The following is a 15,386-nucleotide window of genomic DNA, read 5'->3' as shown; positions in this document are numbered from 1 at the left end:
GATCATCAACATTTAAGTGTAGATGAAGGTGATCAGTACCCTACTATATATTTATTTGGAATGAACGTTCAAGTATTAAATTGACGAATGGTCTTTTTATTGGAAAATTGTTCACATCCATCGTCAGGCAGGCGTCCTCTCCTTGATTCCAACTAAGAAGGGAACTGCCCGAATGCCAAAAAACTCGCCCTTATCCAAAACAGTTTCCTATGCGCCGCCAAAGCCATTGTATGAACAGGTCAAATCCTATGTGCTGAAAAGGATTTCGAGCGGTGATTGGCCGGCATATTGCCGACTGCCCTCCGAGCATACCATGGTAAAAGACATGGGAATATCGAGGATGACGATCCATCGTGCTCTTCGTGAACTGACTCAGGCCGGATTTTTGGAACGCATTCAAGGAGTAGGGACTTTTGTCGCGCCCATAAAGGCCGTGCCGAAAAATCTAGAGCTCAATGATATCGACCAGGTAATTCGCGCCCGCGGATCAAAGCATCACTGCAAAATTCATTTCCTGCAGGCGGAACCTGCAGATACTGATGCCGCTAATTTAATTGCTGTGTCCGAAGGAGATCAGATTTTCCGTTCGTATTTTGTGCATTATGAAAACGATATTCCCCTTATGCTTGAGGACAGGCACGTGAGCGCCACCTTATTTCCTGAGTATCTTGAGATGGATTTTCATGACTCAACGGCAGATAGATGTATCAGCAATCGATTTGCCCTTTTATCTCACGAACATAATATTCAAGCGAAAGTTTCAGATGCTGAAATTTCCCACTTCCTGGCACTCGATGCTGCAACCGCATGCCTGGTGATTAATTGTCGTACCTGGTTTGGAGAGAAAATCGTATCAACTGCCAGGATGGTCTATCCAGGTGATCGGTATCATCTGGGGTAAACAATCCCAATCTTCGCAGAATAAAATGACGGCTTTACGCTTAGCTACACTGCTTCAGCCATGACATCGCGAGTGTCATCAATCATCGGGCTTTTTGCGGCTGTCTTCTTGGCGCCTTTTGCGTTGCTGGTATAGAGGTTTCGAAGGGCATCGACAACCAGCTGCTCATCGATATGTGGCTCGGTACCACGATACTTACAGGCCGCAATGATTTGATCGATGATAAATTTGGGCTGATAACAAGCTAAATCAAACTTGTTTTTGACTTGCAATTCTTCAATCACAATTTCCAGAACATCCTCTGTAATTTCGAGACCGCGCGCATTTCCGACCATTTTAAAAATCTCGAAATACTGATCTTTTGAAGGTCCTACAGTTTCAAGTTTGTAGGGAATTCTCCGCAGGAACGCCGGATCCATCAGGTCATCCGGAGACAGGTTCGTCGAGAAAATTACCAACTCGTCGAAAGGCAATGAAAAACTTTTCCCGGTATGCAGTTTCAAATAGTCGACCCGGCTTTCAAGCGGAACAATCCACCGATTGAGAAGATCTTCCGGGCTCACCAACTGACGACCAAAATCATCAATAATAAATGTGCCATTGGACGCCTTCACGTGAAGTGGCGCCTCATAATATTTTGCATGCGCATTGAAACTCAGATCGAGCATTTCCAGCGTCAATTCGCCGCCAGTAATGATGACCGGACGTTCGCACGGTACCCAGCGTCCATCAAATTCCTCACGCCGCAAACCGGCATTAGAGACTTTTTTCTGGCCATCACCCAAAATTGGTTTGTGAATACTCGGATCGAATACCTTAATGATTTGACCATCGACTTCGAAACAGTACGGGATGTAAATGACATTGGCAAAAATCTCGGCGACTTTTTCCGCAACGGTTGTTTTCCCGTTCCCTGGAGGACCGTATAACAGAATGCTTTTGCCTGCATTGACACCTGGCCCCAAACGCCGGACAAAGTCATCCGCAATCACGAGGTTTTCAAAACTCTCTTCAATTTTTTCCTGTTCAACGCGCTCGTTCGTTATTTTCTGTAAACTGATGCGAGCCTGATAAGCCTGCAGGGAAACAGGAGCGGGTCCGACATACTGGTTCTGATCCAGAGATTCAATCGCATACCGTTTACCAGCTTCCGTCATGACATATCGGGTTTCCGAAAATGTCGATTGATCAGCCGTCCCAAGGGATTCCAGGAACTTGCGATCGCCGGCTTCCTGAATAAGCCGGTTCACAACCCCAATGGGCAGTTTAATGGCATTGGAAATTGACGACGCCGTATCCAGGCTGTTCACATAGACAAGCTTGAAAAGGATGCGTAAGAGATTGGCAGATGGAATACCTGAATTTTCAATTGATTTAGGAGCTTGCGGCGCCTCATAGATGGCTCTATCAAGTTGTTCCTGGGTTAACGCACCAAGAGCAACAAGGTTTTCACCAAGACGCCCACCATTTTCTTTTTGCCGATGAAACGCAATTTTTATATCCTCAGGCGTTACCAGATTTTGCGCCAATAAGATATCACCGATAAGCATCCATTATCTCCGTTTTTGTTCCCGACAACACTCAATTTCTGCGGGAAATCATAGACAACCTGTCCATGGCCAGAAAATTAGTAGACTACTTTTTACGCTCTTTTCGTTAACGCATCGTTATAATCAAACAAAAACTGCTAAATTTTCGCAGTCATTGCGGAGTGCGGTTTTGGAAATACATGAAAATTATTCATGGGTCTTGAACGAACATATTGCCCAATTCCGAATATGGGATCATATTGCTAGCATAGCAGTGAACTCCGCCGCATCCTGTGCAGCAGTAAATAACGGGGGGAAACATGGGAACATTTAAAGCGCTACTGAAGGTGCATTCCAGTGATCGGGTTGGACTGATCTCTTTAGTTACCGGTCATCTGTTTGATAGAAATATTAATCTCGGTGACACATCCTTTGCTATCCTCGATAAAAATGGGGTATTTACGAGCATCATAGAAATTCCTTCGGATTTGACAGAAGAAACTTTGTCAAATGAGATTAATTCACTGGACGGACTGAAGGATGCAATTGTTCAAGTAAAAAAGATTGATTTAGCAAACTCCAAAACACCTTCTACAAAAGTGACACATCACATTCACTGTGAAGGGGAGGATCAACCTGGATTGCTGGCGCGCCTGTCTGAGGTATTTATCGACTATGACGCTAATATTGTCGGATTGAAATCAGATCAGGTTCAGACGACAAGCGGAAATATTTTTATTACCCATTTTTCTGTCAATATCCCTAAATCGCGCACGAATTCCTGCTTAGCCGCACTCAGCAATACAGCCGGAGAGCTTCGACAAAGCCTGACGTCGGAAACTGCTGAAAGCTAGACAGCCGGACCTGCTCCGCTTGCGTCAACATTCCCGCTGATCTCATCTTGCAACCATGTGCAGAAGGCTTGGATATTCTTGTCGTCCGACCGACTTTTGTGAATAACCGCAAAGAACGAAAAATCTGCTTTTATTTTTAGATCAAAAGGCGTAACCAGTCGCCCTGCTTCCACATCATTTTGAGCCAAAACCCAACGACCGAGCACAACACCGGCGCCAGCAACCGCTGCATTCAATGCATGGTCAGCGATATTAAAATGCAGTCCACTTCTTTTCGGGTTCACATCGGCTGCCCCGGCAACTTCCAGCCATCTTTGCCAGTCGGCCAAATCGAAGACACCTAAATGGGTTTCATCATGGATCAATGTATGATGTGCAAGATCAGATGGCTGCTTCAACGCGTTTTCGCCGTCGGCAACCTGCGGACTGCACATCGGTGTCACATATTCATCGAACAGTAATATTGACTCACATCCATCGTACTTCCCACGGCCAAACCGAATGGCGACATCAACATCGTCGCGCTGCATATCCACGACTTTCAAGTTAGCGGATATGCGCGCATCTATTTCGGGGTGCCGTAACATAAAGCGGTATAATCGAGGCGCGAGCCACTTCGCGGTAAAGGCCGGCCCGGCGGAAATAACCAAGACATTGTCTGCTCGCCGCCGATTGAGTTGTCGCAAAGCATTTTCAAATTCGATAAAGCCATCGCGAATGCCAGGTGCCAACAACTCACCTTCGGCGGTCAGCCTGACCGCACGATTGAGACGATCAAAAAGTTTTAAATCCAGATGCTCTTCCAATTGCCTGATCTGGTAGCTCAACGCCGCCGGCGTTACAAAAAGTTCTTCGGCCGCTTTTTGAAAACTCATATGACGAACAGCGCAATCGAAGGCTCTCAATGCATTCAGGGAAGGTAGTCTTTGCATTTTCCACACTTAAAATAATTCTAACTGAAAGCTAATATAACTCGTTTGCAGATACTTATGCAACGACCTAACTATCATTCAAGAGTTATAGGAAGCAGTCTTAAATTGTTAACGCTTCTGTTGTTTTGAAAGGTATAATTATGGAAAACAGTATCCTAAGCGATGATAAAATCAAAATCGCAATCAACAAAGCACATATTGAACGGTCGGAAATGTTTCATGCAATTGTCAAAATTTCTTTTAGTAAAATTAGAAGCTTGATCCTGAAACCAATTACTGCGTCCCAGAAATACACGACCGCTCATCACTAGAAAAAGTTTGAGCTCTCTCTATTGAAACAGCAAAAAATATTTGTGGCCTGCATTTTCCTCAATTGATCGCAATAGCACGCAAAAGCAATTTTATCCCGCTTTTGCGTGCTATTGCGATTGACCTTGGCAACGTCTTTTGTCTTTACTGAGATCATTCCTCCCAAGACTTAGGCAAAGAGCTCAGGAAGTAAAATGCAGCAACTTCTCGTCAAGAAAAGCGACATCAGTCAAATACGAAACGTGGACACACCCTCCCTTACTTTAAACGAAGGAGATGTGCGGTTGCGGGTGGAAAGCTTCGCCCTCACGGCAAACAATATCACCTATGCGGTCACCGGCGATCTCATCGGATATTGGAAATTTTTCCCTGTTGCCGAGGATGGCTGGGGTATTGTCCCTGTTTGGGGGCATGCGGTTGTTATTGAAACAGCCTGTGAAGGAGTGGATTTGGGAGAAAGACTGTACGGGTATTTCCCAATGGCGGAGGAACTCATCGTTCATCCGACACGGGTCCGGCAAAATGCTTTTACGGATGGCTCCGATCACCGGTCACAATTACCGGCTGTTTATAATGAATATCTGAGATTGAATAATTCACAAAATCACGACATCGGGTTGGAGGATTTACAGTCAATCCTCTACCCGTTATACGCCACCTCTTACATGATTTATGATTATCTCCTGGACAACGATTATTTTGGTGCACAGCAAATTCTGATTGGCAGCGCGTCCAGCAAAACAGCTATTGGGCTGCTCCAATTGCTGTCTGATGACGATACCGTCACCCCAAAAATTGTCGGATTGACGTCTAATCGAAATCGAGATTTCGTCTTAGGCCTGGAGGCATGTGATCAGGTTGTGACATATGACAGCATTGAGGAAGATATCGAGAAGATTCCGTCGGTTTATGTGGATATGTCAGGCAACGCCGATGTCCGCGTTCAGGTTCACACACATCTGCAAGCACAACTTCTGGTCAGCAGCTCTGTCGGTGTCAGTCATTGGGATAAATTTCGCCCGACAAATGATTTGCCTGGCGCAAAACCGCAAATGTTCTTCGCTCCCGCTCAAATAATGAAACGTCACGATGAATGGGGCCCGGGTGTTATCCAGGGCAAGACCCTGGCCGCATGGCGAGACCTTGCAATCAAAAGCAAATCGTGGCTGACGGTCAAAGAAGGCAAAAACCTCGATGATGGCATCACCGCCTATCAAGAACTTCTTTCCGGCAAATCCTTACCGACAGAGGGTCACGTCATAAGAACGGGGTGACACTTGCCCCTGCCCAGGTTATTCGGATGGCGGGATAAGACGGTCGCCCATTTGCTGCAGAACATCAATCAGTGAGGCTCCGAGTTTTTTTGACCGTTCCGGTGACCAGCCCCACAGATCATTTGGGGTGTCTGCAGTGTCCTTAAACGGCATCTCCAGCGTCATGGCAAGGCAGCCAAATCTTTCTGCGATGTAATTTCCACACATCGCCAGGTTGCCTTTTCCCTTTGCCGCAACGGGATATCCGTGGGTTGTCTGAAAATCCGGGTTTACCTGTTGCCAAAGACGTTTAAAGTCGGTTAGCTGCCTGTCCTTCTCGGCCGTCCAGCTGGGAATCCCTTGCGTCCCCGCGATAAAGTTATACGGCAACCCTTCGTCGCCATGAACATCCAGGCAAAAATCAACACCCGTTGAAATCATCTTTTCCCGGACCAGATAGACTTCCGGGCTTCTCTTCATATCCGGCTCTGACCATTCGCGGTTTAAATTTGCACCTGCGGCATTTGTCCGCAAATGGCCGCGACGGCTGCCATCGGGATTCATATTCGGAACGACATAGAAGCAGATTTTCTCCAGCAGCGCCCTGGAGACGGCATCCTCTTCATCAAGCAACCGCGACAAAAATCCTTCCATCCACCATTCCGCCATGGTTTCGCCAGGATGTTGGCGCGCAATAAGCCAGAAGGCCTCTTTGTCGGGCGCGGCCTCTCCTATGGTCAATAGATCCATGTCCTGACCATCCAGAGTTTCTCCAAGCACGCTCAATGAAACGTCGGGCGATTGCCCGGCATCTGCAATAAGATCTGAATGCCGTTCCATGGAATAGGGCGAAAAATAGGCGTAATACACGGCGTTGACGTCGGGTGTATGGCGAATAACAAGATGGCCGTTCTCATAAACAGTCTCCACGCGGAACCAGTTTTCCCGGTCATAAGAGGCGACAGCCTGATAACCTTCCCATCCTTTTGTATACGAAGCCTGATCCGCATTGGTGATTTTCATCTCACACGCCAGACCCTGTCCACCGGTTAAGCGAAAATGGAACCATTGAAAAAAATCCGCGGCGGCATCCGCCTTGATCTGCAATCGAATGTCAGAAGAATCGGTACATGTGAGGCAGCGTATATTACCGCCGTCAAAACTACTGGAGATACGTATCATTAATGAATTCCCAATTAAAAAGTAAACCCCAGGCATAGAGCTTTTGACAGGATCAGGCATTTACCGGAATATTGATAGACTTAAATTGCGATAACAATCGACTTAATCGTCCGGTGATAGGGGAGATATAATTAATGCTCAAGATCATTACCACCCTAATTGTTTTTGTGGTCACCCCCCAAATTGTCTCTGCGGCCGAACAACTGGTGGATGTCCATATTCACTACAGCCACGACGCCTGGGACATGCTGCCACCTGATGACGCCGTCAAAGTATTACGCGATGCCGGGTTGAAAAAAGCCTTTGTCTCCAGTTCCAGTGATGACGGGACACAAATGCTATATGACGCCGCACCGGATCTTATCGTTCCTGTCCTGCGCCCCTACCGCCGGCGCGGTGAATTGGGAACCTGGTTCCGCGACGAGACTGTCATTGATCTACTTGAGGAAAGGCTAAAAGCCAACACATACGCCGGTATTGGCGAGTTTCATATCTTTGGTGAAGATGCCAATTTGCCGGTGATGCGCCGAGTTGTTGAGCTTGCAGATCAATATAAAATTTTCCTTCATGCCCATTCCGATGCGGAAGCGGTCGAATTCTTGTTTGCACAAAATCCGGATGTGCGCATCCTATGGGCGCATTCCGGGTTTGAACCGCCGGAAAAGGTCGCTTTTATGCTCAAGAAATACCCGAACCTAACGGCAGATCTTGCCTTTCGAAGTGATCAGGCAAACGGCGGAAAGGTTGACACGGAGTGGCGAAAACTCTTCCTCGAATATCCGGAGAGGATTATGCTTGGTACAGATACCTATACGCCGGAACGCTGGTATTTTGTTCAGGATAACGCAAATTGGACACGTGAATGGCTGGCGGATCTGCCACCTGAAGTCGCCACTAAAATCGCCCGGCAGAACGCCATCAGTTTATCCAACTGGGCTTTAAAGAAATGAAACCCTTGTTAAACCTGCTATATGGCATGGTGTCATTGCTAGCGATAATGCCGATAACTGCTTTTGCCTGCCCTATATTGCAAGACCCGTCCCTCACCCTGTTGGGTACAGAATCTTACAATATTGCTCTACAGACAACACCGGAGGAAATCGTCGTCGGTGAACCCTTTGCGGTTGATCTGCGGATCTGCCATAAGTCGGGCTCTCCGTTTGACGGAGATGTGAGGGTAAATGCCACAATGCCCTTGCATAAACACGGAATGAACTATGAACCCAGTATAATTGCTTCAGACATGGGCGCATACCATATGGACGGTTTTGTTTTCCATATGCAAGGCAATTGGCAATTCCTTGTCGCTCTTAGAAAGGACGGGCAAACGGAAACCGTTTCCCTGGATCACATCCTAGAATAATGCCCCGAACCTTCAAGTGTGCCGCCCTCATTCTCGCGTATTTCGGACTGGTTGGATTCGCTTCGGCTTCCGACACGGGCCCGATCTACAACACGGTTGAAATTTCGAGTATCCTGAGCCACGGGCCATGGCCGCCCTCAATATCTCCGGATCCCTCCAATCGGTTCTCAGGCGATCATAATGCGATCAAATTCGGCAACTTGTTGTTTAAAGATCAGCGCTTGTCGCGGGGCAATATTCTCGCTTGTGCCAGTTGTCATCAGCCCGATCGTCTCTTTATGGATGGTGTATCACTGAACCGTGGCCACCAACTGCTGGTTCGACATACGCCAAGCCTGGCTAACTTGAGATGGGCGACTTGGTTCGGATGGGATGGCGCCAGTGATAACCTTTGGGCGCAAAGTATTCGGCCCATATTGACACCCGCCGAAATGGACAGCTCCGCGGCACATGTTAAGAACCTGATCGCGAATGATCTGGCTCTTTCCTGCGGGTTTGAGACAACATTTAGCGTCTCCGCAGCCGACACCGACCCGGAAGAACTTCTCATCCTTGTCGGCAAAGCTTTATCCGCCTATCAGGAGACATTGGTTACCGCGCCGACAGAATTCGATACATTCGTTTCAGCTTTGAGCCAAAATAATCGCACCGGAATGGCAGCCTATCCAGCCTCAGCACAGCGTGGATTAAAAATATTCATTGGCAAAGGTCGATGCAATCTATGCCATTTTGGTCCGCTTTTTACAAATGGCGAATTTGGGGACATCGGAATCCCCCATTTCGTCGGCAAGGGAAAGGTTGATAAGGGACGGTTTGGCGGCATCGCTCAATTAAGCAACACTCCATACAATTTGCTTGGCCGCTACTCCGATGGTTCCCCGCGGGATGCCATTAGAACACAACATGTAAAATCACAATTTCGAAACTTCGGAGAGTTTAAAGTGCCGTCCCTTCGGAACGTGGCTGACACGGGCCCTTATATGCATAATGGAAGCCTGGCAACTCTGGAAGATGTGATTGATCACTATTCAGAGATAAATGAAGATAGGCTCCATTCAGACGGTGAGAAAATTTTAAGGCCCCTGAACTTGACGGTTTCAGAAAAAGGAGATCTGATCGCCTTTTTACAGACGCTTTCTGCACCCATTAGGGTGACGGATGAGACTGAGTTGGAAATAGAGAGTTGTGAGGAGTAAGGAAGATACTGAGGCAGGTTCAGTATCAATCTTAGTTAGCCAAATTCGTTACCGGTAGTATCGAACCAAGAAAGCCCTTCATGTGCTTCCTCGAGGCATTCCATTGCAAATTCCGGTTCCGGATTATTTGCTGAATGGTTTTTACTTCCCTTGTCGTCCTGAGGAGCGACAAAATCATCTTCCGATATATTTTGCATTGTCTTAACTCCTTGTTTTATCGGAAACTTTCTCTTTTAGTCACGAAAATGTTTCCATACGTTACTATGTGTGATCAAGAAACCGAATTACAAGCACAATTTTACAATAATTCTCTATATTCTCAGGAATTCGTAAGGAAATAAGGGGGCTTCAGCTGGCCTGATCGCAATAGCGCCGCCAACCGCCATGCTGGGTAATTTCAGCTTGCCCTGCACAAAGAGCTGCTTCGCCCAAAACACCTAAAATCATCCGACCATCGGCCAATTTTACTTTCCCGATACAAAGGCCGGGCGGCTCTTGCATCAGGATGCGGCTTACCCCGTCCACCGGTACCTCCCATACTTCCAGCATTATTTCACGGCCGGCCGTTTCGACACGTTGCATGGCAGGATGGACGTCATTGATTGTCCAGAGCCTGTATTCTGGCGCTGTCGTCGCCTCTTCGACAAATTCGGCACCCGCATCTAACATATTTTGATTGAGCTCAAGCCCTCTCATCAGCGTTCCGTTTACGGCCAGCAATATTGTATTCATGAATTTTCCCTCATTACACCTTTACAATCATTGTAATCAAGGAATTCGCAGTCGATCAATCATTTAGGGCCTGAACAGTATTTTATGTTCAGTTCCGGGATAAAATTGTGCATCGGGATAGTGAGGTAGATGGATTTCTTGTTTTCTTAACGTCGCAGCTCAACCATCAGTTCCGGATATTTCGAGACCAGCCTGAGCAAGTTGTTCATTGGCTGCGAAATGGTTACTTTTCCTGTTTCGTATTTTTGAAACGCATTGGGGCCGCCACCAAAAATCTGTCCAGCTCTGCGTTGAGACAATTTCAAATTAACGCGTATTTCCCGAATATGGTCGGGCGCCATGACGCCAAGATAGTTGGCTTTCAATTCAGCCTTGATTTTGGCAACCTGGTCCCAGGCGGATTCTTCAATCATTCCTTCACCGCAGTCAGAATTACTACAAAATAGACCAGGCAAATCGACAACCGTTTCCAGGTCTTTATATTCAATAGTATAACTACGCATTTGCGGTTCGACATCGCTACCGCAGAGAAGGCATCCCATTTTTCTTCCTCATCGAGTAAAAAACAAAAAAAGCGAAAACATCCAAGACTGTCAACAAATACAAGGACACTGTTGATTGCCCTTTCTTGAAGGGAAACTGTGGCACCATTATGGCGTCATGACACATTCTGCAAAAAAATTTAAGTGTGAAATTCCCAAAGGCTGAAATTTCATTTTTTTGGTTGCCATGGAAGCGATTTTACAGCCTATTCTTCCTGAAGCCGAATTAACCGGGAGTAAAAATATGGGACGCCTAATTGACGGAGAATGGGTTGCCAAGGGTGTAGATCCACGAAAATCAAGTGGGAAATTCAACCGGACGGAAACCCAATTTCGAAATTGGATACAAGCCGACAATTCCTCGGAGTTTCCGGCGGAGAAAAATCGATACCATTTATTTGTTTCCCATGCCTGCCCCTGGGCACATCGAACCATGATTTTTCGAAAACTTTTAGGCCTCGAAGATATCATTTCGGTTACTTATGTGGAGCCGATGATGCTTGAAAATGGATGGGAAATCCGGGGGAGCAGCCCGATCGAAGAGGCTAAATTCATGTATCATGTTTATCAGGCGGCCGAACCTTTTTATTCAGGGCAAGCGAGTGTTCCGGTTCTGTGGGATAAACAAAAAGCAACGATTGTATCCAACGAATCCTCTGAAATCATTCGCATGCTCAATAACGGCTTCAAAGACCTTTCCAATTCCTATTATGATTTTTATCCGCAAGGTTATCGCGCCGAAATCGATGTCCTCAATGACCGAATTTATCACACATTGAACAACGGGGTGTATAAATGCGGCTTCGCCCGGCAAGCAGAGCCTTATGTCGAAAGCTTCGATTTGCTGTTCGAGACTTTGGACTGGCTCGAAGAGAAACTATCCCATCAGCGGTATCTGTTGAAATACGGGATCAGTGAAGCCGATTGGCGCCTTTTCACAACCCTTGTCAGATTTGACGCGGTTTATCACGGACATTTTAAATGCAATCTGCGCCGATTGATCGATTACCCGGACCTGTCGAACTATCTGCGGGATTTATACCAAGTTCCAGGGATCGCCGATACTGTCGAACTTAATGAGATTAAGACGCATTATTACGGCAGTCATGACTATGTCAATCCGTCCCGCATCGTGCCTAAGGGGCCGCTCCTTGATTTTATGGCCCCTCACAACCGGGCCCGGTTCGAATAACCGGAGCCGGCCCAATCCGTCACGAAACAGTGACAGCTTGTGACCCTATTTTCATTGACCCGCCTCCCCTCTGATGGAAGTGTCTTGGGCATGTCACTTCCACAAATGGTGAGGAACGCAAGATGGCACGCCCGGTTGAAAGCGCTGAAAATCATCGAACGCGGGAGGCTGCTGCTTTACTAATATTACGGTTGGGGCTTTCCTGGTTTCTTTTTGTCTGGGCCGTCAATAAAATCATCGAACCGGGACAATATGTTCGAATTTGGGGATATTTTCATGGGATCGACATAGGGGCCAACCTTCCTTATTTCATGGGAAGCGCTCAAATTGTGGTTTGTATATTTGCAGCTTTGGGCCTGTGGCGGTTTTGGTCATACGGCCTCTTGTTTCTTATGCATCTGGTTACCGTCGCCGTTATCTACCAAAGTCTCATAGCGCCCTTTGTTATTGAGGATAATTTTCCAGTTAATCGGAACAGCTCAATAGCGTTAGCCGCCCTCGCCGGCTTCGCCGCATTATGGCTTTTGCGCCATCGGGACCATTGGTCACTCGATGAATGGATTGCGAACAAGCGCAATTCGCCTCCCGGTCATTCTCCAGGCATTTGATCTCAAATCCATTTCAAACGCTTAAAAATCAACATACCGCATTTTCAAAGGACGGGCCGCATTCCAACAGCAATTCATCCGATCCGGCAGGGGCACTGAACAAGATGCTGGTCGGGAGGTTATTTTTATCGGTTCCGTTGGGGAGTGCAAGTCCGCAAAGGTTCAAGAAATTACCCAGCATTGTGTTTCTCAAAGTCTTCAAATTAGTATAATTGAAGTATCCATCATCCGCGTCGAGAGGTGCAATTTCTGGCGCTGTAATCGGTGTTGTCGGCATTACCAATATAGCTCCATCTAGTTTTTCACTTAAATTGTTTGCCAGCGACACTCGAGATTGCCGCAGCGCAATGAAATCATTTGCCGTCATACCACGGCCTTTTAATATACGGGCAACAACACGGCGATCTACATGTTTAATATCCGTTGATTCCATCAATTCTTTATGTTGAAAATAGGCCTCGGCTGCAGTAATGGTGCCATGTTCCTCTGCCAAATGTACCGCCTCGTCAAAAATTCTCAGCTTCCTTCGATATATTTTCGCCCCTGCAGTTTCAAGGTGCCTCAACGAGGTTTCAAAATTTTCGGCGACAGCAATATCCAAATCATCCAAAACGACAGATTCCGGAACAAATAATGTCGTGTGCTTCAAAGACCGAGCAACAGGTGCGGCATGTTTTGAGCTATGGCCGGCCCCGGTAAATAGCGCGTCAATCAGTTGGCAATCTTCAACAGACCTTGCTAGCGGCCCTACTGTATCGAGTGTCGGGGACAAGGCAAATAGACCCGATTTGTCATAGCGGCCTTCGCTTGATTTAAATCCCACTAAACCGTTAAAAGCAGAAGGTATTCGGACGGATCCGCCCGTGTCTGTCCCAATACTGCAAGGTGAATAGCCACAGGCGACGGACACGCCGCTGCCAGAAGAAGAGCCGCCTGGTGCTCTGGATGCCTTTGCATCATTCGGATTAGCTGGAGTGCCGAAATGGGGGTTTAAACCAAGACCAGAATAGGCAAATTCTGTTAAATTTACTTTTCCTAGAGTGACCATACCGGCCGCCGCCGCCTTTTTGACCAGCGCCGCATCCTCGGTGGCCGGCGCTGCATTTCTATAGAACTTTGACCCGGCTGTCGTACTTTCTCCCTCAAGATCAAATAAGTCCTTCCAGGAAATAGGAACACCGTCCAGTTTTGAAATCGCTGCACCGTTTGCAAGTCGATCGTCCGCAGCTCGTGCTTCAACAAGGGCCCGGTCTCTCGTAACGTTCAGAAACACGTTCGAATGGAGGTTTTCCTGAATTTTGGACAATAGATATTCCGTAAGTTCAACAGATCGAGCCTCGCGATTGGAAAGTGCGCGCCCAATATCCGCCGCGCTTCGCCATGATAATTCTTCAATATTGGTCATCATTCAGGTCCTGAAAGTCGTGAGATCAGCAAGTTCATTTTGTCTATATTCTTTATCTGCCGCAGATAGAAAAGCATGAAGTGACCGTTGAACAATATCCTTTTTTATGCCACGTGTTATGAAAATTATGCGTGATGTTCGCTCGCCGTTTGGCCAACGATCCATATGTATCGGTGGGTGCATGGTATGCTGAACGCCATTGATAAAAACCGGCTCAGCAGATTCACGGGTGTTGAGAATACCTTTTACACGGAGGATATTTTCCCCATGCACATGAAGTGTGGCCGTCAACCAAACACCAAATGCAATCCAATCAATTGACCCCGGAAATTCGAGGCTGAAGCTAGAAATATCATGCAAAATTTTCAGAGGGTCCTGAATTGATGCCGATCCTTTAAGGTGGCGGTCCAACTTTGTGAGAACATCTTCTGCTTCCGCGTTGCTGACAAAAACATCTTGAGAAAATAAATGCTTCGTATCAAATTCCGCACCGCTGGATCTTTGGATTGATGCAGTAGGGTTTAGGTGACGCAAGGTTTTCTCTATTTTCACCAATATGTCGATCTCGGTAAGATCCGATTTGGTGACCAGAATCCGGTCAGCAACAGCCGCCTGTTTAAAAGCCTCCGGTGCGCTCGCAAGGCTTGATGCTCCCGAGAGGCCATCCACGGTACACACAATATTTGCAAGGTAAAAATGTTTACTAATAAGTGGATCGGAGCTGATGGTTGAGACGATCGGAGCGGGATCCGCGATACCTGTGGTCTCTATTATTAACCGCCTAAATTTCGGAATGAGACCATCACCAGCTCGTTTTTGAAGACTTCGGATTGTCTCCTGTAAGTCTGATCGAATTGTACAGCATATACATCCCGATTGCAGGAGCAGAATTCCTTCTTCCACTTCCTCCAGCAAGAAATGATCCAGGCCAATCTCTCCAAACTCGTTGACGATTACAGCCGTATCCGCATATTCCGGTCGGCCCAATACTTCTCGTAACAATGTCGTTTTTCCTGAACCCAGAAAACCGGTAACAATATTTACAGGTATCATGGCTGGCCCTTGGAAAGCTGATCAAGATATTCTGCACTCAGAGGGTCAACAGGCTTCGAGCCCATTTTTTCCACAGCCAACCATAATGCTTGAATATCATGGACTATCTCCGATCGACCTGTCGAAGAGGATATAATGTAGCTGGACGCCTGAAAATCTCTGGCTTTCATGCGTACAGGCGCCAGCGCTTTGTTAAGAAGTAATACGCGATGTGCACGCTCATGACGAATTGACCGTTCAATATCACCGGAAAAAACCTCGGCATTAGCTGAAGTTTCTGTCCAGTGATCAATGCCCAACAATCCACAAAGCCCGCACATCTGATTATCTCTTTC

At 46.9% G+C, this 15,386-nt stretch carries 17 protein-coding genes; 8 read left to right on the top strand and 9 right to left on the bottom strand.

Annotated elements, in window-relative coordinates; genetic code table 11:
• Window positions 1–172 precede the first annotated feature (172 nt).
• Window positions 173–901 carry a UTRA domain-containing protein gene (locus tag NBZ79_RS01360; protein WP_251934753.1) on the top strand — a complete coding sequence of 243 codons (729 nt, stop codon included), beginning with the start codon at window positions 173–175 and terminating at the stop codon, window positions 899–901.
• Window positions 902–945: 44 nt separating this feature from the next.
• Here NBZ79_RS01360 and NBZ79_RS01355 read toward each other — a convergent pair whose 3' ends face one another.
• The gene (locus NBZ79_RS01355; RefSeq protein WP_251934752.1) at window positions 946–2,451 is read right to left on the bottom strand and encodes a cyclic di-GMP-binding domain-containing protein, MshE-related; all 1,506 of its coding nucleotides are present in this window, start codon (window positions 2,449–2,451) and stop codon (window positions 946–948) included.
• 299 nt (window positions 2,452–2,750) lie between these two features.
• On the opposite strand from NBZ79_RS01355, the gene NBZ79_RS01350 reads away from it, so the two are divergent.
• Window positions 2,751–3,284, top strand: a complete 534-nt coding sequence (locus NBZ79_RS01350) for a glycine cleavage system transcriptional repressor (RefSeq protein WP_251934750.1) — start codon at window positions 2,751–2,753, stop codon at window positions 3,282–3,284.
• Here NBZ79_RS01350 and NBZ79_RS01345 read toward each other — a convergent pair.
• Entirely contained in the window at window positions 3,281–4,216 is a 936-nt protein-coding gene (locus tag NBZ79_RS01345) for a transcriptional regulator GcvA (RefSeq protein ID WP_251934749.1), read from the bottom strand. The genes NBZ79_RS01350 and NBZ79_RS01345 overlap by 4 nt on opposite strands.
• A 503-nt stretch (window positions 4,217–4,719) precedes the next feature.
• Here NBZ79_RS01345 and NBZ79_RS01340 point away from each other — a divergent pair.
• A complete protein-coding gene (locus tag NBZ79_RS01340) occupies window positions 4,720–5,799 on the top strand; it encodes a DUF2855 family protein (protein ID WP_251934748.1) in 1,080 nt (359 codons plus the stop codon).
• An 18-nt stretch (window positions 5,800–5,817) separates the two neighbouring features.
• On the opposite strand, the gene NBZ79_RS01335 is transcribed toward NBZ79_RS01340, so the two are convergent.
• Entirely contained in the window at window positions 5,818–6,960 is a 1,143-nt protein-coding gene (locus NBZ79_RS01335; protein WP_251934747.1) for a M14 family metallopeptidase, read from the bottom strand.
• Window positions 6,961–7,094: 134 nt separating this feature from the next.
• On the opposite strand from NBZ79_RS01335, the gene NBZ79_RS01330 reads away from it, so the two are divergent.
• Genes NBZ79_RS01330 through NBZ79_RS01320 form a run of 3 tightly spaced genes read left to right on the top strand, consistent with a single transcriptional unit; the run spans window position 7,095 to window position 9,519 of the window.
• A complete protein-coding gene (locus tag NBZ79_RS01330; protein WP_251934745.1) occupies window positions 7,095–7,910 on the top strand; it encodes an amidohydrolase family protein in 816 nt (271 codons plus the stop codon).
• A complete protein-coding gene (locus NBZ79_RS01325; protein ID WP_251934744.1) occupies window positions 7,907–8,323 on the top strand; it encodes a FixH family protein in 417 nt (138 codons plus the stop codon). Before NBZ79_RS01330 ends, NBZ79_RS01325 begins: the two co-directional genes overlap by 4 nt.
• Window positions 8,323–9,519, top strand: coding sequence for a cytochrome-c peroxidase (locus NBZ79_RS01320; RefSeq protein ID WP_251934743.1), 1,197 nt, complete (start codon window positions 8,323–8,325; stop codon window positions 9,517–9,519). Before NBZ79_RS01325 ends, NBZ79_RS01320 begins: the two co-directional genes overlap by 1 nt.
• 35 nt (window positions 9,520–9,554) lie before the next feature.
• On the opposite strand, the gene NBZ79_RS01315 is transcribed toward NBZ79_RS01320, so the two are convergent.
• The 3 genes from NBZ79_RS01315 to NBZ79_RS01305 form a co-directional block, all read right to left on the bottom strand.
• Window positions 9,555–9,716, bottom strand: coding sequence for a hypothetical protein (locus NBZ79_RS01315; RefSeq protein WP_251934742.1), 162 nt, complete (start codon window positions 9,714–9,716; stop codon window positions 9,555–9,557).
• Window positions 9,717–9,867: 151 nt separating this feature from the next.
• Window positions 9,868–10,251, bottom strand: a complete 384-nt coding sequence (locus NBZ79_RS01310; protein WP_251934740.1) for an allophanate hydrolase-related protein — start codon at window positions 10,249–10,251, stop codon at window positions 9,868–9,870.
• Between the two features lie 146 nt (window positions 10,252–10,397).
• Window positions 10,398–10,793, bottom strand: coding sequence for a type II toxin-antitoxin system MqsA family antitoxin (locus NBZ79_RS01305; protein ID WP_251934739.1), 396 nt, complete (start codon window positions 10,791–10,793; stop codon window positions 10,398–10,400).
• A gap of 244 nt (window positions 10,794–11,037) precedes the next feature.
• On the opposite strand from NBZ79_RS01305, the gene NBZ79_RS01300 reads away from it, so the two are divergent.
• Window positions 11,038–11,985 carry a glutathione S-transferase family protein gene (locus tag NBZ79_RS01300; RefSeq protein WP_251934738.1) on the top strand — a complete coding sequence of 316 codons (948 nt, stop codon included), beginning with the start codon at window positions 11,038–11,040 and terminating at the stop codon, window positions 11,983–11,985.
• Window positions 11,986–12,107: 122 nt separating this feature from the next.
• Window positions 12,108–12,593: a hypothetical protein gene (locus NBZ79_RS01295; protein WP_251934737.1), complete on the top strand. Its 486-nt coding sequence runs from the start codon at window positions 12,108–12,110 to the stop codon at window positions 12,591–12,593.
• A gap of 28 nt (window positions 12,594–12,621) precedes the next feature.
• Here the strand turns inward: NBZ79_RS01295 and NBZ79_RS01290 are convergent, their stop codons facing one another.
• From NBZ79_RS01290 to NBZ79_RS01280, 3 genes are read right to left on the bottom strand one after another with little or no spacing between them, the layout of a single operon-like run.
• Complete coding sequence (locus NBZ79_RS01290; protein ID WP_251934736.1) at window positions 12,622–14,001, bottom strand: amidase family protein; 1,380 nt, start codon at window positions 13,999–14,001, stop codon at window positions 12,622–12,624.
• On the bottom strand, window positions 14,002–15,051 hold the full coding sequence (locus NBZ79_RS01285) for a CobW family GTP-binding protein (RefSeq protein ID WP_251934735.1): 1,050 nt from the start codon (window positions 15,049–15,051) through the stop codon (window positions 14,002–14,004).
• Entirely contained in the window at window positions 15,048–15,371 is a 324-nt protein-coding gene (locus NBZ79_RS01280) for a hypothetical protein (protein WP_251934734.1), read from the bottom strand. Before NBZ79_RS01280 ends, NBZ79_RS01285 begins: the two co-directional genes overlap by 4 nt.
• Between the last annotated feature and the right edge of the window lie 15 nt (window positions 15,372–15,386).

This window comes from Sneathiella marina, from assembly GCF_023746535.1.
Lineage (GTDB): Bacteria > Pseudomonadota > Alphaproteobacteria > Sneathiellales > Sneathiellaceae > Sneathiella > Sneathiella marina.
This window is presented reverse-complemented; position numbering and strand designations above follow the sequence as displayed.